Origin of the sequence: Clostridium puniceum (genome assembly GCF_002006345.1) — a bacterium.
GTDB classification, from domain to species: Bacteria; Bacillota; Clostridia; order Clostridiales; family Clostridiaceae; genus Clostridium; species Clostridium puniceum.
In genome coordinates, this window is sequence record NZ_LZZM01000179.1 from 23,950 (window position 1) to 42,523 (window position 18,574).

General features: G+C 28.2%; 16 protein-coding genes and 1 pseudogene. 15 read left to right on the top strand and 2 right to left on the bottom strand.

Going from position 1 to position 18,574, the window contains the following annotated elements; all coding sequences use genetic code 11:
- Nucleotides 1-113: 113 nt before the first annotated feature.
- The 7 genes and pseudogenes from CLPUN_RS14745 to CLPUN_RS27695 all read left to right on the top strand — a co-directional run.
- Nucleotides 114-308, top strand: a pseudogene (locus CLPUN_RS14745) (PTS sugar transporter subunit IIA); the annotation flags it as partial.
- A gap of 340 nt (nucleotides 309-648) precedes the next feature.
- Entirely contained in the window at nucleotides 649-1,425 is a 777-nt protein-coding gene (locus tag CLPUN_RS14750; RefSeq protein ID WP_077848095.1) for a class I SAM-dependent methyltransferase, read from the top strand.
- A 391-nt stretch (nucleotides 1,426-1,816) separates the two neighbouring features.
- On the top strand, nucleotides 1,817-2,086 hold the full coding sequence (locus CLPUN_RS14755; RefSeq protein ID WP_077848014.1) for a CD3324 family protein: 270 nt from the start codon (nucleotides 1,817-1,819) through the stop codon (nucleotides 2,084-2,086).
- Between the two features lie 210 nt (nucleotides 2,087-2,296).
- Nucleotides 2,297-2,881, top strand: a complete 585-nt coding sequence (locus tag CLPUN_RS14760; protein ID WP_077848015.1) for a DUF1062 domain-containing protein — start codon at nucleotides 2,297-2,299, stop codon at nucleotides 2,879-2,881.
- Nucleotides 2,882-3,471: 590 nt separating this feature from the next.
- Nucleotides 3,472-4,962 (top strand): aldehyde dehydrogenase family protein, encoded by a 1,491-nt coding sequence (locus CLPUN_RS14765; protein ID WP_423237302.1) that lies wholly within the window; start codon nucleotides 3,472-3,474, stop codon nucleotides 4,960-4,962.
- Between the two features lie 370 nt (nucleotides 4,963-5,332).
- A complete protein-coding gene (locus CLPUN_RS14770) occupies nucleotides 5,333-6,445 on the top strand; it encodes an alpha/beta hydrolase family protein (protein WP_077848017.1) in 1,113 nt (370 codons plus the stop codon).
- Between the two features lie 200 nt (nucleotides 6,446-6,645).
- Nucleotides 6,646-6,816, top strand: coding sequence for a hypothetical protein (locus CLPUN_RS27695; RefSeq protein WP_158078779.1), 171 nt, complete (start codon nucleotides 6,646-6,648; stop codon nucleotides 6,814-6,816).
- A 149-nt stretch (nucleotides 6,817-6,965) separates the two neighbouring features.
- Here CLPUN_RS27695 and CLPUN_RS14775 read toward each other — a convergent pair whose 3' ends face one another.
- Both CLPUN_RS14775 and CLPUN_RS14780 read right to left on the bottom strand, forming a co-directional pair.
- A complete protein-coding gene (locus CLPUN_RS14775; protein ID WP_077848018.1) occupies nucleotides 6,966-8,348 on the bottom strand; it encodes a DUF4317 domain-containing protein in 1,383 nt (460 codons plus the stop codon).
- A gap of 172 nt (nucleotides 8,349-8,520) precedes the next feature.
- A complete protein-coding gene (locus tag CLPUN_RS14780; protein ID WP_077848019.1) occupies nucleotides 8,521-9,204 on the bottom strand; it encodes a Crp/Fnr family transcriptional regulator in 684 nt (227 codons plus the stop codon).
- A 103-nt stretch (nucleotides 9,205-9,307) separates the two neighbouring features.
- On the opposite strand from CLPUN_RS14780, the gene CLPUN_RS14785 reads away from it, so the two are divergent.
- From CLPUN_RS14785 to CLPUN_RS14820, 8 genes are all read left to right on the top strand, one after another.
- The gene (locus CLPUN_RS14785; protein WP_077848020.1) at nucleotides 9,308-13,201 is read left to right on the top strand and encodes an acyl-CoA dehydratase activase; all 3,894 of its coding nucleotides are present in this window, start codon (nucleotides 9,308-9,310) and stop codon (nucleotides 13,199-13,201) included.
- A gap of 24 nt (nucleotides 13,202-13,225) precedes the next feature.
- Entirely contained in the window at nucleotides 13,226-13,564 is a 339-nt protein-coding gene (locus tag CLPUN_RS14790) for a cupin domain-containing protein (protein ID WP_077848021.1), read from the top strand.
- A gap of 4 nt (nucleotides 13,565-13,568) precedes the next feature.
- The gene (locus CLPUN_RS14795; RefSeq protein ID WP_077848022.1) at nucleotides 13,569-13,904 is read left to right on the top strand and encodes a cyclic nucleotide-binding domain-containing protein; all 336 of its coding nucleotides are present in this window, start codon (nucleotides 13,569-13,571) and stop codon (nucleotides 13,902-13,904) included.
- Between the two features lie 376 nt (nucleotides 13,905-14,280).
- The gene (locus CLPUN_RS14800; protein WP_077848023.1) at nucleotides 14,281-15,102 is read left to right on the top strand and encodes an EFR1 family ferrodoxin; all 822 of its coding nucleotides are present in this window, start codon (nucleotides 14,281-14,283) and stop codon (nucleotides 15,100-15,102) included.
- A 110-nt stretch (nucleotides 15,103-15,212) separates the two neighbouring features.
- On the top strand, nucleotides 15,213-15,896 hold the full coding sequence (locus tag CLPUN_RS14805; protein ID WP_077848024.1) for a response regulator transcription factor: 684 nt from the start codon (nucleotides 15,213-15,215) through the stop codon (nucleotides 15,894-15,896).
- Nucleotides 15,897-16,157: 261 nt separating this feature from the next.
- On the top strand, nucleotides 16,158-17,012 hold the full coding sequence (locus CLPUN_RS14810; RefSeq protein ID WP_158078780.1) for a sensor histidine kinase: 855 nt from the start codon (nucleotides 16,158-16,160) through the stop codon (nucleotides 17,010-17,012).
- 116 nt (nucleotides 17,013-17,128) lie between these two features.
- Nucleotides 17,129-17,863 (top strand): ABC transporter ATP-binding protein, encoded by a 735-nt coding sequence (locus tag CLPUN_RS14815; protein ID WP_077848026.1) that lies wholly within the window; start codon nucleotides 17,129-17,131, stop codon nucleotides 17,861-17,863.
- Nucleotides 17,860-18,567: an ABC transporter permease gene (locus CLPUN_RS14820; RefSeq protein ID WP_077848027.1), complete on the top strand. Its 708-nt coding sequence runs from the start codon at nucleotides 17,860-17,862 to the stop codon at nucleotides 18,565-18,567. Before CLPUN_RS14815 ends, CLPUN_RS14820 begins: the two co-directional genes overlap by 4 nt.
- Nucleotides 18,568-18,574 lie beyond the last annotated feature (7 nt).

Sequence of the window (18,574 nt, forward strand, 5' to 3'; positions counted from 1 at the left end):
AGAAATAATTGAAGAAAATGTTGTTGCTAATAAAAAACAAGAATCAGAAATAATATAGTCCTTTAAGTGGGGAAGTTAAAGCACTTAGTGAAGTAAATGATCCAACTTTTGCTCAAGAGCTAATGGGTAAAGGAATAGCAATTGAACCTTAGCAAGGTAAGGGGTGGTCACCAGTTAATGAAAAAGTTGCAGCACTTTTTGCAACAAAGCATGCTATTGCACTGGAAAGTAACGATGGAGCAGAAATTTTAATTCATATAGGCATTGATACAGTAGCTTTAGAGGGGAAACATTTTGTCTCAATGTAGACCAAAGCGATGAGATTAATAAATGAATTAGTTATAGATTGAACTTAATTAATTAGCGCCACAACTCAGCTTCATAGAATAATATGAATTTTTTTATGCATACTTGTTCTATTCTATTTCAGTATTTATAAAGAAAATTCATATTTTAACTGCAATATAGTATAATATTTGTTAGAATATAAAGGTAGCTTAGTGGAGAAAATATTAAAAAATCAATACTTCACGTAAAAGAAGTGTTGGTTTGCTCTCTATAGTGAAGAATATGGGAATTGAAGTGCGCAAAGAACAATTTTTGTATTTAATAATTTCTAATATAATAATAGGTGAGGAACATAAAGAGATGACAATAGAATTGGAAAAATACTATAATAAATTTTGTGAGGATAAACGATTAACGAGAAAATATGCGCAGGTTGAGTTTTTAACTTCTATGAAGTATATTCATGAATATCTAGAAAACAATGAGAACGCAAAAATCTTAGATGTTGGTGCAGGAACAGGGAGATACTCTGTACAATTAGCAAATGAAGGCTATGAGGTTACCGCAATTGAACTTGTGAAGCACAATCTAGGTATTTTAAAATCAAAAGAAAGTACAGTAAAAGCAGAGCAGGGAACAGCATTAGATTTATCAAGATTTTCAGAAAATACTTTTGATATGACGTTGGTGTTTGGACCGATGTATCATTTATATAAATTCGAGGATAAAGTAAAAGCGCTGCAAGAGGCAAAAAGAGTAACGAAAGTTGGAGGTGTTATCTTAGTAGCATATTGTATGAATGAATATAGTGTATTAACATATGGTTTTAAGGAAAATAATATTCGTTCATGTATTGAAAGTGGTAAACTCAATGATGATTTTCATGTTATATCTGAGCCAAAAGATTTATATGATTATGTAAGAATTGAAGATATTAATAAGTTAAATGAGGAAGTAATACTGCAAAGAATAAAATTAATTGCAGCAGATGGACCAGCTAATTATATGCGACCTGTTTTGAATGCGATGGATGAAGATACATTTAAACTTTTTCTTAATTATCATTTTTCTACGTGTGAAAGACCAGATTTGTTAGGGGCAAGCGCACATACATTAGATATTTTGAGAAAGAAATAAGGAAAAAGAGAATAAGGCAATCAAAAGGTATATTTTGAAAATGGTAATATAGAAGGAATAAGAAGATTCCAGATTAGTTAAGGATAATATTGTAAAATAGTTAGTGAAATATATGAGTTTTACTAGCTATTTTTATTATAGTACATATTGGAGATGTATTGACTTTTTATTTAGAAAATAGCTTGTAATGACAGAATTGAATAATTTATGGTAATATAAGTATGGTGTTATAATTTGAAAAATTATCTAAAAGGAGGGCTGAAAGCTTATGCTTAATCCAATCGTTATTATTGCATAGCAAAGGCTATTGCAACGAGAAGTTGAAAGATAAAATAATATGTTAATAAGGCCTTTGCTATTCCTAATCGAAATAATACTTTTAGGAGGCAAAATGAGCTATAAGAAAGCAATTTATATACTCCCTAATGATCTGCTTGAAAAGGTGCAGGAATATATATATGGTGATTTTATCTATATTCCAAGAAAATCAGGTAATAAAAAGCAATGGGGATCGAGAACTTCTATCTGCCAAGAATTATATAATCGAAATACACAGATTTATGAAGACTATTTGGCGGGTCATAGTTCAGAAGATTTATCTAGAAAATACTTTTTATCTTTGAAGAGTATACAAAGGATAATAAGGAAAGAAAAAAAATAGTGATTAATTTTCAAAATGAGCTAATGTAGTTGTGTTACTGTATTGGCTCATTTTCTTATACTAACTGTCCTTAAGGTTTAGCTTTGTATGCTCCGATGGTACAATTTAAGTAGCCAAAATACTAGATTAGGAGTGAATATGATGAAAAAAGTTTGTGACAATCCACCTGTTACCTTTCCTATTAAGTTCTAATAGGAAGAAGTAATTTTCATGAAAAAGGTAACCTGGGATATACAGTATATATCCTCACCACCTGCAATTAAGTATTGTAAGAAGTGTGGTAAAAAGACAGAGTACGTTTGCTCAGGATTGTTTCGTATAAATGCACAACGTAAATATTTAGATATATGGTTAATCTATAAATGTTCAGATTGCGATTATACTTGGAATATGACTATCTGTTCACGTATCAAGCCTAAAAGTATTACCTCTAAAATATTAGAGGGGTTCCATAGCAACAATGGAGAACTTGCTAAAAGCTATGCTATGGATACAGAGTTAATACTCAGGAATGGAGCTGAAGTTGGACTTCCAAAGTATAAAATATTAGAGGCAGATATTAACTTGGACATTCCTATAGAATTGCATATAAAAAGCTCTTATCCATCTCGGCTTAAATTATCTTCTTTGCTGAGGGAAAAAATGAATTTATCTAAAAATGCTTTTGAACAGATGATAATCAGCGGATCAATTCGAAGCACTAGCGGACTTGATTTAAAAAAATACAGATTGCAAGCAGATGCTATATTGATTATTAATAAATGGATAATTGAAAATCAATCACCTTCTGCATGAGCATTGTAAAAATTGATGTTTAGTATAATATCAATATAATTAGTAATGTTTATAAAGAAGAAATAAAACAGGAGTTACTTTTCTAAAGTAACTCCTGTAAATCTATTGAGAATCACACTCATTTTTCACAACCCTATTATCTTTCATATACCTTTGGTGTCCATGTATAATTAATCAAACATTTTAAACAGGCAGTGCAATGACACACATTAACTATTAAATCTCTATTCATGGTTCTCAAATAGAACCATGAATAGTAGCCGTAGGACAGATGTTTTTACAAATAGTATACTAACCACACTTAACCGTTATTGTTGACCTATTTCTATCAAGCAAAGAGGCAGATTGACTTATTATTTATTCTAAGAATTATAAAATTCTACAAAATAAATTCTTAACAAACATTTCATTTTTATAGATAATTTTTGCGTTTAAAATAAAAAATATTTTTTGATTTATTCATAAATATTTTCTAATTCCAATATTTAAATATAAAAATAGTGATAATTAATATTGTTAAATAATTATTTTTAATTGTATAAAATTATTTTGATGATATAATAAAAATATAAAATATATTAAGAAAAAAGGTGATTATTGTGAATGTTAATTTACAAGAAAAATATAAATTGTTTATAAATGGAGAATGGAAAGATGCTTCAGATGGAGCTACAATAAAAAGTTATAATCCAGCTACTGGTGAATTATTAGCTGAGATTGCAGATGCGACAGAAAAAGATGTAGATGATGCTGTTAATGCTGCAACAAAAGCTTTTGCAACATGGGGTAAAACTACGCCTATAGAAAGAGCAAATATATTAAATAAAATTGCTGATATTATTGATGAAAATGCAGAATATTTAGCTACAGTAGAAACTATGGATAATGGAAAACCAATTAGAGAAACATCGGGAGCAGATATTCCATTAGCTTCAGATCATTTTAGATATTTTGCAGGTGTTATACGTGCAGATGAAGGTGCTGCATCAATGATAGATGAAAATACTCTAAATATAATATTAAGTGAACCAATCGGTGTTGTAGGTCAAATAGTTCCTTGGAATTTTCCATTTTTGATGGCAGCTTGGAAACTAGCTCCAGTACTGGCGGCTGGAGATGTTTCAGTTTTTAAACCATCAAGTACTACTTCATTAAGTGTACTAGAACTTATGAGATTAATACAAGATGTTATTCCTAATGGTGTAATTAATATTATTACAGGGAAAGGATCAAGAAGCGGAGATTATTTGCAAAATCATAAGGGACTTGATAAACTAGCATTTACAGGATCTACAGAAGTTGGTAGGCAAATTGGACTTGCTGCAGCGGAACGTATTATTCCTGCAACTTTAGAGCTTGGAGGAAAGTCCGCTAATATTTTCTTTAGTGATGCAAATATGAACATTGCATTAGAAGGTATTCAATTAGGTATTTTATTCAATCAAGGGCAAGTTTGTTCAGCAGGTTCTAGAATATTTGTACAAGAAGATTTTTATGATGAATTTATCGAAAAAGCAATTGCTGCATTTGAAAAAGTCAAAGTTGGAAATCCATTAGATTCTAATACTCAAATGGGAGCACAAGTTAGTGAAGCTCAGCTGAAAAAGATTCTTAAATATGTAGAAATAGGTAAACAGGAAGGTGCTAAAATAGCTACTGGAGGCGAAAGATTTGTTGAAGGGGATGCTAAGAATGGGTACTTTATGAAGCCTACTTTACTTACAAATGTTACTAATGATATGAGAGTAGCTAGAGAAGAAATTTTTGGCCCGGTAGGAGTTGTTATCAAATTTAAGACAGAAGAAGAAGTTGTTGCTATGGCAAACGATAGCATATATGGTCTAGGTGGTGGTGTATTTACTACTAACTTAAATCGTGCTATAAGAGTTGCTAGAGGAATAAGAACTGGACGTATATGGGTTAATACTTATAATACATTCCCTGCTGGTGCAACATTCGGTGGATATAAAGAATCTGGTATAGGTAGAGAGACTCATAAGATTATATTAGAAGGTTATACTCAAAAGAAAAATATTATAGTGAATTTAGCTGAAACTCCTAATGGAATGTATGTAAAATAGTGAGATAAATAATCTTATTTATTAAATGATAAAAAACTCCTTTGTGTAATATTAAATAATTACACAAAGGAGTTTTTGTTGCGCAATTTAAATGTCATTATAGTTATTAAGAAAAAATTCAGAAGTAATAATTACTCAAAGATCTCAAAAACTAGTTGGTAATAATCTTGATGCATAAGCATCTCAAGTACAACCTATAGATTTTTTACTACAACTCGATTTCACCATTTAATTCGAGTAAAATTTATTTAAATGTTAATATTAAGTAATAAAGGTAATAATTAGGTTAAAAATTAAGATTATATATTGATAATCTTTCTAGAAAATGTAAACTTATGATGTGATTTGAAATTAAAGGGAGGAATTAGAAATGAAAAAAACTAAAAAATCAATTATTTCTTTATTATTTTTATTAATATGCTTGATTGTACCCTATAAGGCATACGCAGTTGGCTATGACGGCAATGGTACAAAATTAGATGCATCAATCTATTGGTATGGTAAGAATAATGCAGCAGAAAAGTTCGTAGAAGGACAGAGCAATCCATATTTTGATCCTAAAAAACCAACAATAATATATATTCATGGATGGCAAAAAGATTCTACCACTAAATTATACAGGGAATCTTTTAATCCAAGTACTATGGATAGGGAGTATGGAGTTGATGTAAATCTTGCTGATTATTGGATTGATAAGGGATGGAATGTTGGTATATTCTATTGGAATCAATTTTCAGATGAATCTGAAGTAAAAGATGCCGAAGCCAAAATTTGGACAACTTCAGGACCCAAAAGCATGAGATGGAGAAAGGTAGATGGTACTTATGAAAGTAATAATGTACCTACAGTTTCAGTAGCACAGCTTTTTGTAGATAATTATAAAAAAGCTATGAGCAACTTTTCTGGTAGTGAAATTCGATTAGCGGGTCATTCTCTTGGTGGACAAGTGGTTATTAATGGAACTAAACTAATAAGCGATGAAATAGATAAGAATAATATATCTTCTAAATTATTACCTAATCGTGTTGCATTACTCGATCCATTTTGGTCTAAAAATTCAAAGAGCTATTTAAATAATAAGTGGACAGGGGAAGTAAGCCGTAGTTATGTAACAAATTTAAAGAGCAAAGGTGTTGTGTTTGAACAATATAAGACAAGTAATATTAATAGTTTATTAATTGGTGATAGTAATAATGATATGAAAAAACTTACAGATTTTACTGAGATACATCCTGATTTCATTTCAATTCTAAATGAATCAAGTAAACATAGATACGCAAGAGATTGGTATTTTTATTCTTTTGGATTTGATGCACCAAAAGAAACTAAAAATAATCAGTCTACCGGAAATGCTGCATCGTCAGCAAGCACATCTACGTCACGTGAAGCAATTATGATGAATTCAAACTATTATTGGATTCAATCTTATGGAACAAACACATATACGCCATTAGATGATAAGTTTGAGATAACTTCACGATAATTAATTTGATAAAGCTTTACTAATAAGCTAATAGTTGGAAAGAATTTAAGTTATTTAATTTAAAATTTCTAAAAATATAAAAAAGGCAGTAATCTAAGTTATTATTAGTTCATTTTGCAATTATATTTTAATATATATGCGAATCAACTGTTAGAAAATAACAAAAGAAACATAGCAAGAATTAGTACAAAATAAAATTCATGAAAAACCATTTTATTTTAAAACTAATAGAATTATATTGCTATGTTTCTACTGCTGTAAGCCGTATTAGACAATCAATAGAATCACTTTTTAATCAAATTGATGAAAAAGTAAAATTGAAAAATGTATCCAAAGTTCGTTCTTTAAAAAGTGTTTTAACACATGCATAGGTAAACGGATAGTACTTATGTTATCTTTTTGTAAGATAATAACTGTTTAAATTTGAAAACAAGATTGTTTGTGAAAAAAATTCACTTTTTATTTTTGGAATATTAAATTTTTAAAGGTTGATTCATATATAAATATGATCTATATTGAATTATAGCAACGTATCTATACCAATTACATTAGCTTGTTCATTATCATCCATAGGAATAACAATACATTTTTTTCCATCAATTATTTGTGATTTTATTTGAGATACTTTTTCAGGTTTTACTTGAAGTACAACATCATAATTTTGATCAGTAAGATTATCAAATTCTACTTTAGGGTTAGAACTTATTACTAAATCTAAGTTAGAATCGGGATCTAAGTTAAATTTAGCATCTAAGTTAGAATCTGGCTGTAATATGATATCAGTATCTGGTTCAGAATCTGATTTTACCTGTGAATCTAAATTAATGTCGTGCTTAGTTTCTTTCAGCATCTGTTGTAGTATTTCTACTTTTTGTTCAAGTTCCTGTTCCTTTTTTCTTTTGGCATTCGCTGCAAGTGCTTTTGTATCGATTAAATTTTCTACTACAGGAGGGGTATCACCAAATTCTTCAGCATAGGATTTTTCAATTTTTGCAGTGATTTCTTCTGGAATTCCAGTTTCAACTAGAATATTTTGAATCGTATCATTGGTCAAAATTATAGGTTCTCTATTCTTACCAATGACAGCATCTTTTTCATCTATCATGTTATTAAGATTCTCTTGAATTTCCATGAAAATGTGGTCTGCTTTTTCCTCATCATTGCTAATAGCTTTACGAATAATAGTATGTAATACTTCTTTCTGCTCAGTAGCAGTTTGTTTTGAATCACAGCCGAGTCCTGCCTCCATGAATTCTGGATGTGGATCTTTTGGATCTTTTGTATAATACATAATAGAATGAATATCAGTACTACGGTCTGTAAAAGCTGGAAAGACAAATCCAAGGTCTGGAGTGCCAACTACCCAGTCTCTAATACGTGCTCCAATTCGATTCTCATCCTCCAAGTATCCCAAACCTGGTTTTGAAAGTGATACTGGACATATTGCACATAATAGGTATTCATATACTTCTTCAGATTCATCTAATTTTGAATTATCAGTGGTTTTAGTAATAACATCGTAAGCATCATGAAAAATAAGTATTAAAAAATTGCCTGTATAGTCATAACTATCTATAATTAATTTATAGAAGCTGTCAAGAAGAGCGTCATCTTTTAATCTACTTTGTTTTAGCGCCATTAGAGACTGCTGTCTACCGCCTATGTTTTCTTCGTCAGCAGGAAAGTTAAGTTCAAGAAGATTATTTCCAATCGTCCCAGATAATGTTTTTTTTGCAACCTCTAAATATTTGAAGAATTCTATTTCGTCTAAATTTAAAAATGTTTCTTTGATATTTAATATTATGTTTTTTTCGTAATCTACGTAGCAACCACACATTTTGGTAAATGTACATTCGTCCTTTTTTAAACGTCTTTTTAATTCCAATACATCTTTTTTGTTCATATATATCCTCCTCATTTTATGAGTTCTTATTGGCTAATAGTAAAGAATATGCCACCTAATATAGTATAGTGTTCAACGAATAGCTCTGCAAGTATCTAAATAAAAAAATACATTAATGCTAGCTTTTTTGAGAATCTTATTGAGTGAGTATTAGATTTTGCTTTAAAAAGTTTTAATTTAAAATAATACTCTCTAGTTTATGAAAGTCTATAATATGTATTAGGTTGCAGTTATCTACAGAAATTATAGAACTTTCACATAGTTCATCTAAAGTTTTATATAAAGAAGCACGTGAAATATTTAAATTATCTGCCCATAGTTTTTTACTATAAGGTAGTTTTATAGTTGAATTTTTTTCAATTTGAAAATTATTGAGAAGAGAAAAAGCAACTTTTTGTTTTGTACTTCCAAAAGAAAGAGATTCAACTCTTGAATTTAAATAATAAGCTTTATCAGATATTATTTTTAAAAAATTTTCAAGTATACTATTGTCTAATGTTAGAAGCTTGAAAAATTCATCTTTAGAAAAAAGAAGAACGGAACTTTCAGTTTTTGCAACTACATTACAAGGGTAATTATTAGCGTCTGAAAAAACAGCAACCTCACCAAATAAATCACCACCTTTTTTGGTAGACATAAGTATTAATTTTCCATATGGAAGAACTCTTTCAATATCAACTTTTCCAGACAAAACAATACCTATAAATTTTGTTGAAGTCAATGAATTAAATATATACTCATTTTTTGTTATGCTAATTACTTTGTATTCAATTTTAGTTATTAAGCTAAGTAATTCTTCAGTTGTTTTATTAGCAAAAAGATTAGATTTTTTTAGGTTTAATATCAAAGCTCTCATAAATTTCTCCTTAAAGTGTCTTATATAAGACAGAATTTATAATAAAAGTATATTATAATATCAATAAGAAGTAAATGATAATCAATTTCAAAGGAGGGGTATTATGAATAAATTAGGAATAGATATTGGTTATTCAACATTTAAGTACGTTTATTTAGATAGTAATAATAACTTAATTGAATGTAATTACATATTTCATAAAGGAAATATAAATAAATATTATAATGACTTAATTGAAAAAATTAAGATAATTAACAAAGAAAAAAGCATTATTATTGGAATAACAGGAAGCTTATCCTCAAGAATTAATTTAAATAAAGAATATCATATTAATAATAGTATTTCCCTTATTGAAGGAGCTTTATTTAAAAATGAAAATATTAAAACTATTATAGAATTAGGTGCGCAGGAGACAAAATATATAACAGATATAGAAAATAAGAATATGAAATTTTTTATGAACACAAGCTGTGCAGCTGGCACAGGTTCTTTTTTAGAAGAGCAGGCTTCAAGACTATGTATTGATATAAAAGACATATCATCATACATAGAAAAGGCTACAGAAATTCCAAGAATAGCTGGAAGATGCAGTGTTTTTTCAAAAACTGATATGATACATCATATGCAGGATGGGGTAAAAGTAGAAAATATATTACAAGGGTTATGTTATGCACTTGTTAGAAATTATAAATCAAATGTTCTTCAAAAAAATAATCTTAATAAGCCAATTATGCTTTCAGGAGGAGTAATAAATAATAAAGGGGTAGTAAAAGCATTAAAAGATATATTAAAGCTAGAGGAAGAAGATATTATAATTGAAGAAAATTTTGAACTACTCACATGTTTTGGTGCTTGTAAAATAGCTGAAGAAAAAGGATTAATTATAGACATTAATAAACTTAACTCTTCTGACAAATTAATTATTGAGAAATCTAAAAGCGCTATATATAATAAGTTAGATAAATTTGGAGTAAATGATAGTGTAGATAAGCATAATTGTATAAATAATAATGAAAAAGAAGGTTACTTAGGAGTTGATATTGGATCAACAAGTATAAATTTTGTTGTTATTGATGAAGATAATAATGTGATTGATTATATCTATACTAAAACAAATGGAAGGCCAAAAGAAGTTGTAGCAGAATATTTTAATATATTAAGGGAAAGATTAGGTCAAGATTTTAAATTTAAAGGAATAGGTACAACAGGATCTGGTAGAGAATATATTGGAAAATTAATTAATGCAGATTTAATTGTAAATGAAATTACGGCACAAGCAGAAGGAGCTGTAAATGTATGTAGTGATGTCGATACTATATTTGAAATTGGTGGTCAGGATTCAAAATATATATGTATAGAAAATAAACTAGTAAAAGATTTTGAAATGAATAAAATATGTGCAGCTGGAACAGGAGCGTTTATAGAAGAGCAGATTAAGAAACTTGGAATAAGTCTTGAGGAGTTTGGAAACATAGCTTTGAAAGGGGATAGTCCTTGTAATCTAGGAGATAGATGTACTGTTTTTATTGAAGGGAATATAGGTAAGACAATTGGAGAAGGTGAAAAAATTGAAAATATTTCAGCTGGTCTTGCTTATTCAATAGTAAAGAATTATTTAAACAGAGTTGTTGGAAACAGACCAATTGGAAATAAAATATTCCTTCAAGGTGGAATAGCTCATAATCAAGCAATTGTAAATTCTTTTAGATCTTTACTTAATAAAGAAATCATAGTTCCAGAATTTTTTAGTGTTACAGGTGCTTTAGGAACAGCAATTTTAACAAAAGAAAATCTTACAAATAAAGAGCAAGATAAAAAGCAAAATGGTAATAATAATTACTTAAATGAAGGTGAAAAATACTTCTTAGACGGGTATATAAACAATAAAGATTCTAATAAAAAAACAATAGGAATACCAAGAGTATTATTTCTTAATAAAATGTTTCCGATGTTTAATGAGATATTTAAAAAGTTAGGATATAATGTTTTGCTTTCAGATGCAACTAATGAAGATATAATTGCTCTTAGTCAGGAACATTCTTTTGAAGAAACCTGTTTTCCAGTTAAATTAATAAATGGGCATGTAGCTTGGCTTCTAGAGAGAAAGGTTGATTATATATTCCTTCCTCACTTGTATACTATGAAGCATGCCGGTTCAAATATAAGAGAAGATTATGCATGTGTGTATATGCAGACTTCGCCAAAGACAATTGAAAGTGTATTCAATCTAGAAGAAAAAAACATAAAATTAATATCACCAGTATTATCGTTTAATTTTGGAAAACAATATATGATTAAAACGTTATTAAATATAGGAAAAGATCTTGGAAAAAATAAAATAGAAACAGCAGCAGCGGTAATGTCTGGTATGAAAAAGTTTATGGAATATGAAAAAAATCTTGAGTCTTTAGGAACTGAAATTTTAAAAAAAATAGACAAAGATGAAAAAGTATTTGTAATGATAAGTAGAGTATACAACATAGTAGATCCAGCATTAAACATGGGTATAGAAAATGAATTGATAAAACGTGGATATAAAGTACTTCATTTAACTCATCTTGAAGCATCCGAAATGAATATAGGAGAAGAATATTCTAATATGTATTGGCCTTTTGGACAGCATATAATAATGGGAGCAAAAATTATAAAAAAACATGAAAATTTATATCCAATATATATTACTAATCATGGATGTGGACCAGATACAATACTAACCCATTATTTTAAAAAGGAGATGGATAGTAAACCTTATTTGCACATAGAAGTAGATGAACATTCTTCGAAAGTTGGAGTAATTACAAGAGTAGAGGCATTTATAAATTCACTAAAGAATTGTGAAAGTGCACAAATATTAAAAAAAGAAGTTGAGGGATTTGAGGAAATTAATGAGGATAAAAAACTTAATAATTCTAAAAATATTAAAGCGGAAATAGAATCAGAAAATGAAATAATAATTCCATATATGTATCCATACAGCAATATATTACAAGCTTTTTTAGAAAGAAAAAATAAAAAAGTGAGTATATTAGAGATGGTGGATGAAAATATAATTGAAATTGGAAAGCAGTTTTCAAGGGGAAAGGAATATTTTTCACTAACTGGTTTAATATCTGAAGTCATAAATAAAATCAAAGATAATGATAAGGAATATACATTATATCTTCCAACAGATGAAGGTAGTGAAACTTTTGGTCAGTATGGGAAGCTAATACAGTACAAAGCATTAGAATTTGGCAAAAAGTTAAACCTTGAAGCGCCATTTATAGAAGATTACTTAGGTAATAAAGATTTTGGTATGGAATTCTTTAAAGCCTTGGTAATTGGAGATTTAATAAATGGACTTGATAAAAATAAAAAAGAAATGCATTTAAATAATTTAATAAAAGCAATAAAAGATTATGACGTGTCAGATTCGTATTTTGGCGAAAAATTAAGAAGTCTAAATAATGATATATATAAAGAAAAAGACAGAAAAAAATTACTTATAATAGGAGAAGCTTTGGTAATCAATAAAGATTATTTAAATAATAATCTTATAAAAAGATTAAAGAAAAATTATGATGTTGTAAAGCAGCCATTAGCAGAAGAGCTATATATGTTATATAGAGATTTTAGCAATAAGAGAAATAAAACTAATAAACATTATTTAAAGTTATTAGATGAAGCTAAAACAATTATTAAGAAGGTTAATTTAATTTTCGGAGAAGAATCGCCATTTAATGAGGATCTTGATAGCTTTAATGAAATACTAAAAGATAAACTCCCACAGTATGCAGGAGGAAGTGGAAGATACAGATTTGCTAAACTGCTTACAGCAGAAAATATTGATGGAATTATTGTTGTAAGTTCAATGTATGAAAATACAGCTACAATATTAAAAATATTAAGAGAAAAGTATAAAGAGAATATAAAGATTCCTATATTAGATTTATATTTTGATAGTAATATAAATAAAAATAATGAAGAATTAATAGAAACTTTCACAACCTATTTATAAAAGAATGAGAAGGAGAATGTAAAGATGGAAGAATTAATTAAAAACATAGAAAAATCAAAGGCAATAGATTTTGATAGCTTAGTAAGTTGCAGAGAAGGTCAAATTGAAACTGTTACAATGGCTCAAAAGAAAGGTGTCGGGCTTACTGCATTAGCATTTGGAAAAGGTGAAGGAGTTGGACCTCATGCGGCTAAAGGTGATGCTATGATTTATATTCATGAAGGAGTAGCAACAGTAAAAATAGGCGATGAAGTAATGGAAGCTCATAAAGGTCAAGTCATAGTTATGCCAGCAAATATTCAGCATCAAGTAACAGCAAAAGAAGATATGAAGATGCTTTTAATAGTAGTAAAAGAGGGGTGAGCATATGAAGTATTTAAGAAATATAAAACCATTTGAACCAATAAAAATGAAAGATATGATAAGTCATTCAGGAAATAAAATAGCAAGTAAGGCTTTAGTAGATAATGAAAAACATGAAGTAAGATTCTTTTCATTTGCAAAAGGGGAAACTATTGATAAGGAATATTACGAAATGGAATCCTTGTTTATAGTAATAGAAGGAAAAGCTAAAGTTGTTTACAATGAAGATGATGAAGCAGTAATAAATGATGGTGATATATTTGCATTGGAAGCTGATATTCAATATGGAATAGAAGCACTAACTGATGTAAAGTTGCTAAACATATTAATAAGAGAATAATTTACATCAAAAAAGATATGAATAAAAAAAGAGAGGCTATTAATTTAGTCTTTCTTTTTAGCATCTAGCTAATCGTATTAGAGTATAAAAATTAAAGTGGAATTAAGGTTTATCATATTTATTAGGATTTATAAACTTTTTTCACTATTATAAAGCATCTTTATACTTTACCTTTTAATTTAACACAAATTCTTAAATTTACGAATTGACAGTGCTAGCTATAGCATATGTATTTAATTCCAAATAAGAAAATCTTAAATATTATTAAAAGTTATTGTATTGACATTTGGCATGTATTTATTTATAATTTTATTTGATACAATTGTATTAAATAAAATGCTTAAAATATTTATTCACAATAAGAGGATGTGATGACATGATAAAAACACAAATATTTTATTTTTCAGGTACTGGAAATTCACTTTATGTTGCAAAAGAATTACAGAAAAGACTTCCTCAATCAACATTGATTTCAATTAATACTATATTAGATTTACATGAAATCAAAAGTGAAGGAGACTTTGTCGGTTTTGTATTTCCAATACATGCATTTACATTACCTATACCTGTAAAAAAATTCTTAGAGGCATTGAATTTGGAGTCAGCATCATATGTTTTTGCAGTGGCTACACGAGGAGGCTCTCCTTGTAATGTTTTCTTAGATATAAATAAAATACTTAAGGGAAAAGGAAAGGCTCTAAATTCGAGCTTTTTTGTTGATATGCCAAATAACTTTACTCATATTGTAGAAACACCAAATAAAGTTAGTATTGATAATCTTAATACTAAAGCAATTGAAAAATTAGAAATGATAAAGGACATAATTGTTAATAATAAAAAATATGAAGAAAATGATACTAATAAAGCATGGTTAAGAAGAAATATAATTTTTCCATTATTATCAACTATCATTAGTAAAACAAGCTATTTTAACACAGAAAAAAAATTTTATGTTGATTCAAATTGTTCAGAATGTGGAATATGCTCTAAAATATGCTTATCAAACAAAATTTCAATAAGAAATAATAAACCATATTGGAGAGATGATATTTCATGCATATATTGTTTTGCATGTATTAACTACTGTCCATGTAGATCAATTCAGATCCGAAGAACAAAGTCTCATATAAAAGGGAGATATCATCATCCAGAGATAAATATAAATGATATTGAAGTACAAAAAAATAATTGTGAATAACTTTTTAAACTACATGAAGTTGGGAAGTTAATAAGTCATATAGATTGATTGTATCTAAATATTTGAGACATAATTCGATTATTATTCTGGCAGAATTAGGAAGTGGTTAAATGAATGAATCTATTCTTTTAATAGATGATGAAATTGGATTATTAGAAATGCTCCAATTAGTATTGGAAAAGGAAGGTTTTCGAGATATACAGAAAGCTGTAAATGGTACAGAAGCAATTGAAATTATAGAAAACAAAGAACCAGATTTAATAATTATTGATGTTATGCTTCCGGATATAAGTGGCTTTGATCTTTGTATAAAAATACGTAAGTTAACAAATGTTCCTATTCTTTTTCTTACTTCTAGAACAGGTGATTATGATAAATTAATGGGATTTAGTATGGGTGGCGACGATTATATTACTAAACCATTTAATGTATTAGAAGTAGTTGCTAGGGTTAAAGCTCAATTACACCGATGCAGGTTATATAAAAATGATCGTGAAAATAATAGTTTCGAATTTAAAGACTTTAGAATTAATAAGAAGGCTTGTGAACTTATAGTAAATGGTGAAAGTGAAAAATGTACTGCATTAGAATTTAATCTTTTATTATTTTTTATAGAACATCCCAATCAAATATTTACAATTGGCCAGTTATATGAGAATGTATGGGGACAAAATGTTATTAGTGATGAAAAAACTGTGGTTATGTATATTTCAAAGATTAGAAAAAAGATAGAGAAAGATTCTAAATATATAATTAATTCTAGAGGATTAGGCTATAAATTTGTACCTCATTAATTTAAGGAGCAGTTTATTATGAAAATTTTTTATAATATTGCGGTAAGAATTCTATTATTACTTCTTGTATTGATATTTTGTTCTACTATTATTTTTATTTTTATTAATATAATTTTTATTTTATTAAAATATAGCTTGCCAAGTTTTATAAGTATTAAGGTAAGGAGGTTTCAGGTATATACGTTTATTCTATTAAGCATAATTTTTATCTATTTCTTCATTAGTTTTATAGCAAAGCCTATTAATAACATACTTAGGTGGTTGAGGTTATTATCAGATGGAAGTTATAAGCATGAAGATAAAACTCAACTATTTAAAATTAAAAGCTCATTTAAACTTAATAAATGGTCTTATATCTTATATAAAGAATTAATTTTTCAAATGGATAATTTGACTGAAATATTATTGGAAAATGAAAAACAGCATAAATTGTTAGAGGAAAATCGTAGGCAGTGGACTGCTGGTATTACTCATGATCTAAAAACACCATTATCATATATCAGAGGGTATTCATCCATGATTACTGTGCAGAAGTATCAATGGAATAGTGAAGAAATTAAAACTTTTGCTAAAAAAATAGAAGAGAAGGCTGTTCATATGGAAACCTTGATTAATGATTTAAGTACATCGCTAAAATTTTATGATGGGGATCTTTTACTTAAAAAAGATGCCATAAATATTAACTTATTTGTTAAGCAGATAGTAATTGATTTAGCGAATAATCCAATTTCAAAAGATTATTCTTTTTCATTTGAAAGTAATTTGAATGATGATATTTTAATAATAGATACTCAGCTAATCGGTAGAAGCTTGCAAAATATAATAATGAATGCAGTACTTCATAACATTAGTGAAACAAAAATTCAAGTTACTTTAGATAAAAGAGATAATTATTTTTATATTCAAATAAAAGATAATGGAAAAGGTATGGATGAAGAAACGTTAAAGAATATGTTTGTGAAATATTTTAGAGGTATATCTACGGATAGTCCTTCAGATGGGTCAGGTCTCGGGATGGCTTTGTCAAAACAATTTATTGAAGCACATGATGGCATTATAGATGTAGAAAGCAAAATAAATAAAGGTACTTGTGTGACTATTAGACTACCAGCTTAAGCTGGTTTTTTTGTTTTTTAAAAACAAATTTTTACTTACTTTTTACTTTTGTTTACTTTGTAATAATTTTAATAATATATACTCTGTTATGTAAACAAATAGAGAGGTGAGTAAAAATGTGTAATTATATAATTGAAACCGAAAATTTAACTAAAAGTTTTGGGGAGTTTATTTCTGTAGATCATATAAATTTAAAAGTGCCTAAAGGTGAAATTTACGGTTTTTTAGGATCAAATGGTGCTGGGAAAACTACAACAATGAGATTGCTCTTAAATCTTATTAAATCAGATGAAGGAAATATAAAAATATTTAATAAATCTATTTTAGACCATAGACGTTATATTTTAAGAAGGGTAGGTGCTTTGGTAGAAGCGCCAGCATATTATGGTCATTTATCTGGATACAAGAATTTAAAAATTATTGCAGAGCTTTTGGATATACCAGATAAAAAAATTAGTGAAGTATTGGAAAAAGTTCGTTTGACCCAATATGCTAATAAGCCTGTAAAAAGTTATTCACTAGGGATGAAGCAGCGTCTAGGAATAGCTCTAGCTTTAATTAGAAACCCAGAAATTCTCATTTTAGATGAGCCTACAAATGGATTAGATCCATTTGGTATACAAGAAATTAGGAAATTAATTATTGATTTGTCAAAAAATCATGGAATGACGGTCTTAATCTCTAGTCATATATTAAGTGAAATAGAAGCAGTTGCTGATAATGTTGGAATAATAAATGAAGGGAAATTAATATTCCAAGGTTCTATGGATAAATTGAAGCATATAAGTAATAATCCTAAGTCTTTAGAAGATATATTCTTAGAACTTGTAGGGAGCAGTGAAAGCTTATGATTCATAAAATATTTATTTCAGAAAAAATGAAACTCAAAAAGATATGCTATTTTATTCCTTTAATAAGCTCTGTAATACTGATTTTATTTACTTGTGTTGAATGGTATGCCTATTTTAGGAAAACAACTGTAGGAATCTATGGTATTTTTAATGCACTTTATTTGCTTCTGCCTTTTATAATGCTTTTGACGATTGCAATGCTTACAAGCATTATAGCAGAGACTGAGCATGAAGCAAGGGCGTGGAAGGTTATATTTTCATTACCATTAAGGCAGTCAAAAATTTATATATGTAAACTAATCTGGATATGTTTATTTATGCTTGAGACTTGTGCCTTAATTATTATTGGATTATCTATACTTTGGATAATATATACTTCTCAGCCACTGCCATTTTTATTTTTAATAAAACAAGTTATGGGCTGTCTTTTAGCGTCAGTTGCTGTATTAACAATTCAATTATGGATATCTATACGTATTTCAAACCAGGCAATTCCTTTAACAATAGGAGTTATAGGAGGAGCTTCGAGTTTATCTTTAGCACAAAGCCAAATAGAATATCTGCATTGGTTGCCTTGGTCTTATCCAAGCTTAGCTACTCCTTTTTTTGATAATTATAAACTATGGATTATATTATCAATTATAATTGGAGTTTTGTTTCTAGGTATTAGTTCTGTAATGTTCGAAAAAAGTGAATTTAAATAGGAGGATT

Coding starts and splice junctions, on each gene's coding strand:
- CLPUN_RS14795 (WP_077848022.1), top strand. CDS start 13,569: ATGAAGTATTTAAGAAATATAAAACCATTTGAACCAATAAAAATGAAA.
- CLPUN_RS14760 (WP_077848015.1), top strand. CDS start 2,297: ATGAAAAAGGTAACCTGGGATATACAGTATATATCCTCACCACCTGCA.
- CLPUN_RS14805 (WP_077848024.1), top strand. CDS start 15,213: ATGAATGAATCTATTCTTTTAATAGATGATGAAATTGGATTATTAGAA.
- CLPUN_RS14815 (WP_077848026.1), top strand. CDS start 17,129: ATGTGTAATTATATAATTGAAACCGAAAATTTAACTAAAAGTTTTGGG.
- CLPUN_RS14770 (WP_077848017.1), top strand. CDS start 5,333: ATGAAAAAAACTAAAAAATCAATTATTTCTTTATTATTTTTATTAATA.
- CLPUN_RS14775 (WP_077848018.1), bottom strand. CDS start 8,348: ATGAACAAAAAAGATGTATTGGAATTAAAAAGACGTTTAAAAAAGGAC.
- CLPUN_RS14820 (WP_077848027.1), top strand. CDS start 17,860: ATGATTCATAAAATATTTATTTCAGAAAAAATGAAACTCAAAAAGATA.
- CLPUN_RS14750 (WP_077848095.1), top strand. CDS start 649: ATGACAATAGAATTGGAAAAATACTATAATAAATTTTGTGAGGATAAA.
- CLPUN_RS14785 (WP_077848020.1), top strand. CDS start 9,308: ATGAATAAATTAGGAATAGATATTGGTTATTCAACATTTAAGTACGTT.
- CLPUN_RS27695 (WP_158078779.1), top strand. CDS start 6,646: ATGAAAAACCATTTTATTTTAAAACTAATAGAATTATATTGCTATGTT.
- CLPUN_RS14790 (WP_077848021.1), top strand. CDS start 13,226: ATGGAAGAATTAATTAAAAACATAGAAAAATCAAAGGCAATAGATTTT.
- CLPUN_RS14800 (WP_077848023.1), top strand. CDS start 14,281: ATGATAAAAACACAAATATTTTATTTTTCAGGTACTGGAAATTCACTT.
- CLPUN_RS14780 (WP_077848019.1), bottom strand. CDS start 9,204: ATGAGAGCTTTGATATTAAACCTAAAAAAATCTAATCTTTTTGCTAAT.
- CLPUN_RS14755 (WP_077848014.1), top strand. CDS start 1,817: ATGAGCTATAAGAAAGCAATTTATATACTCCCTAATGATCTGCTTGAA.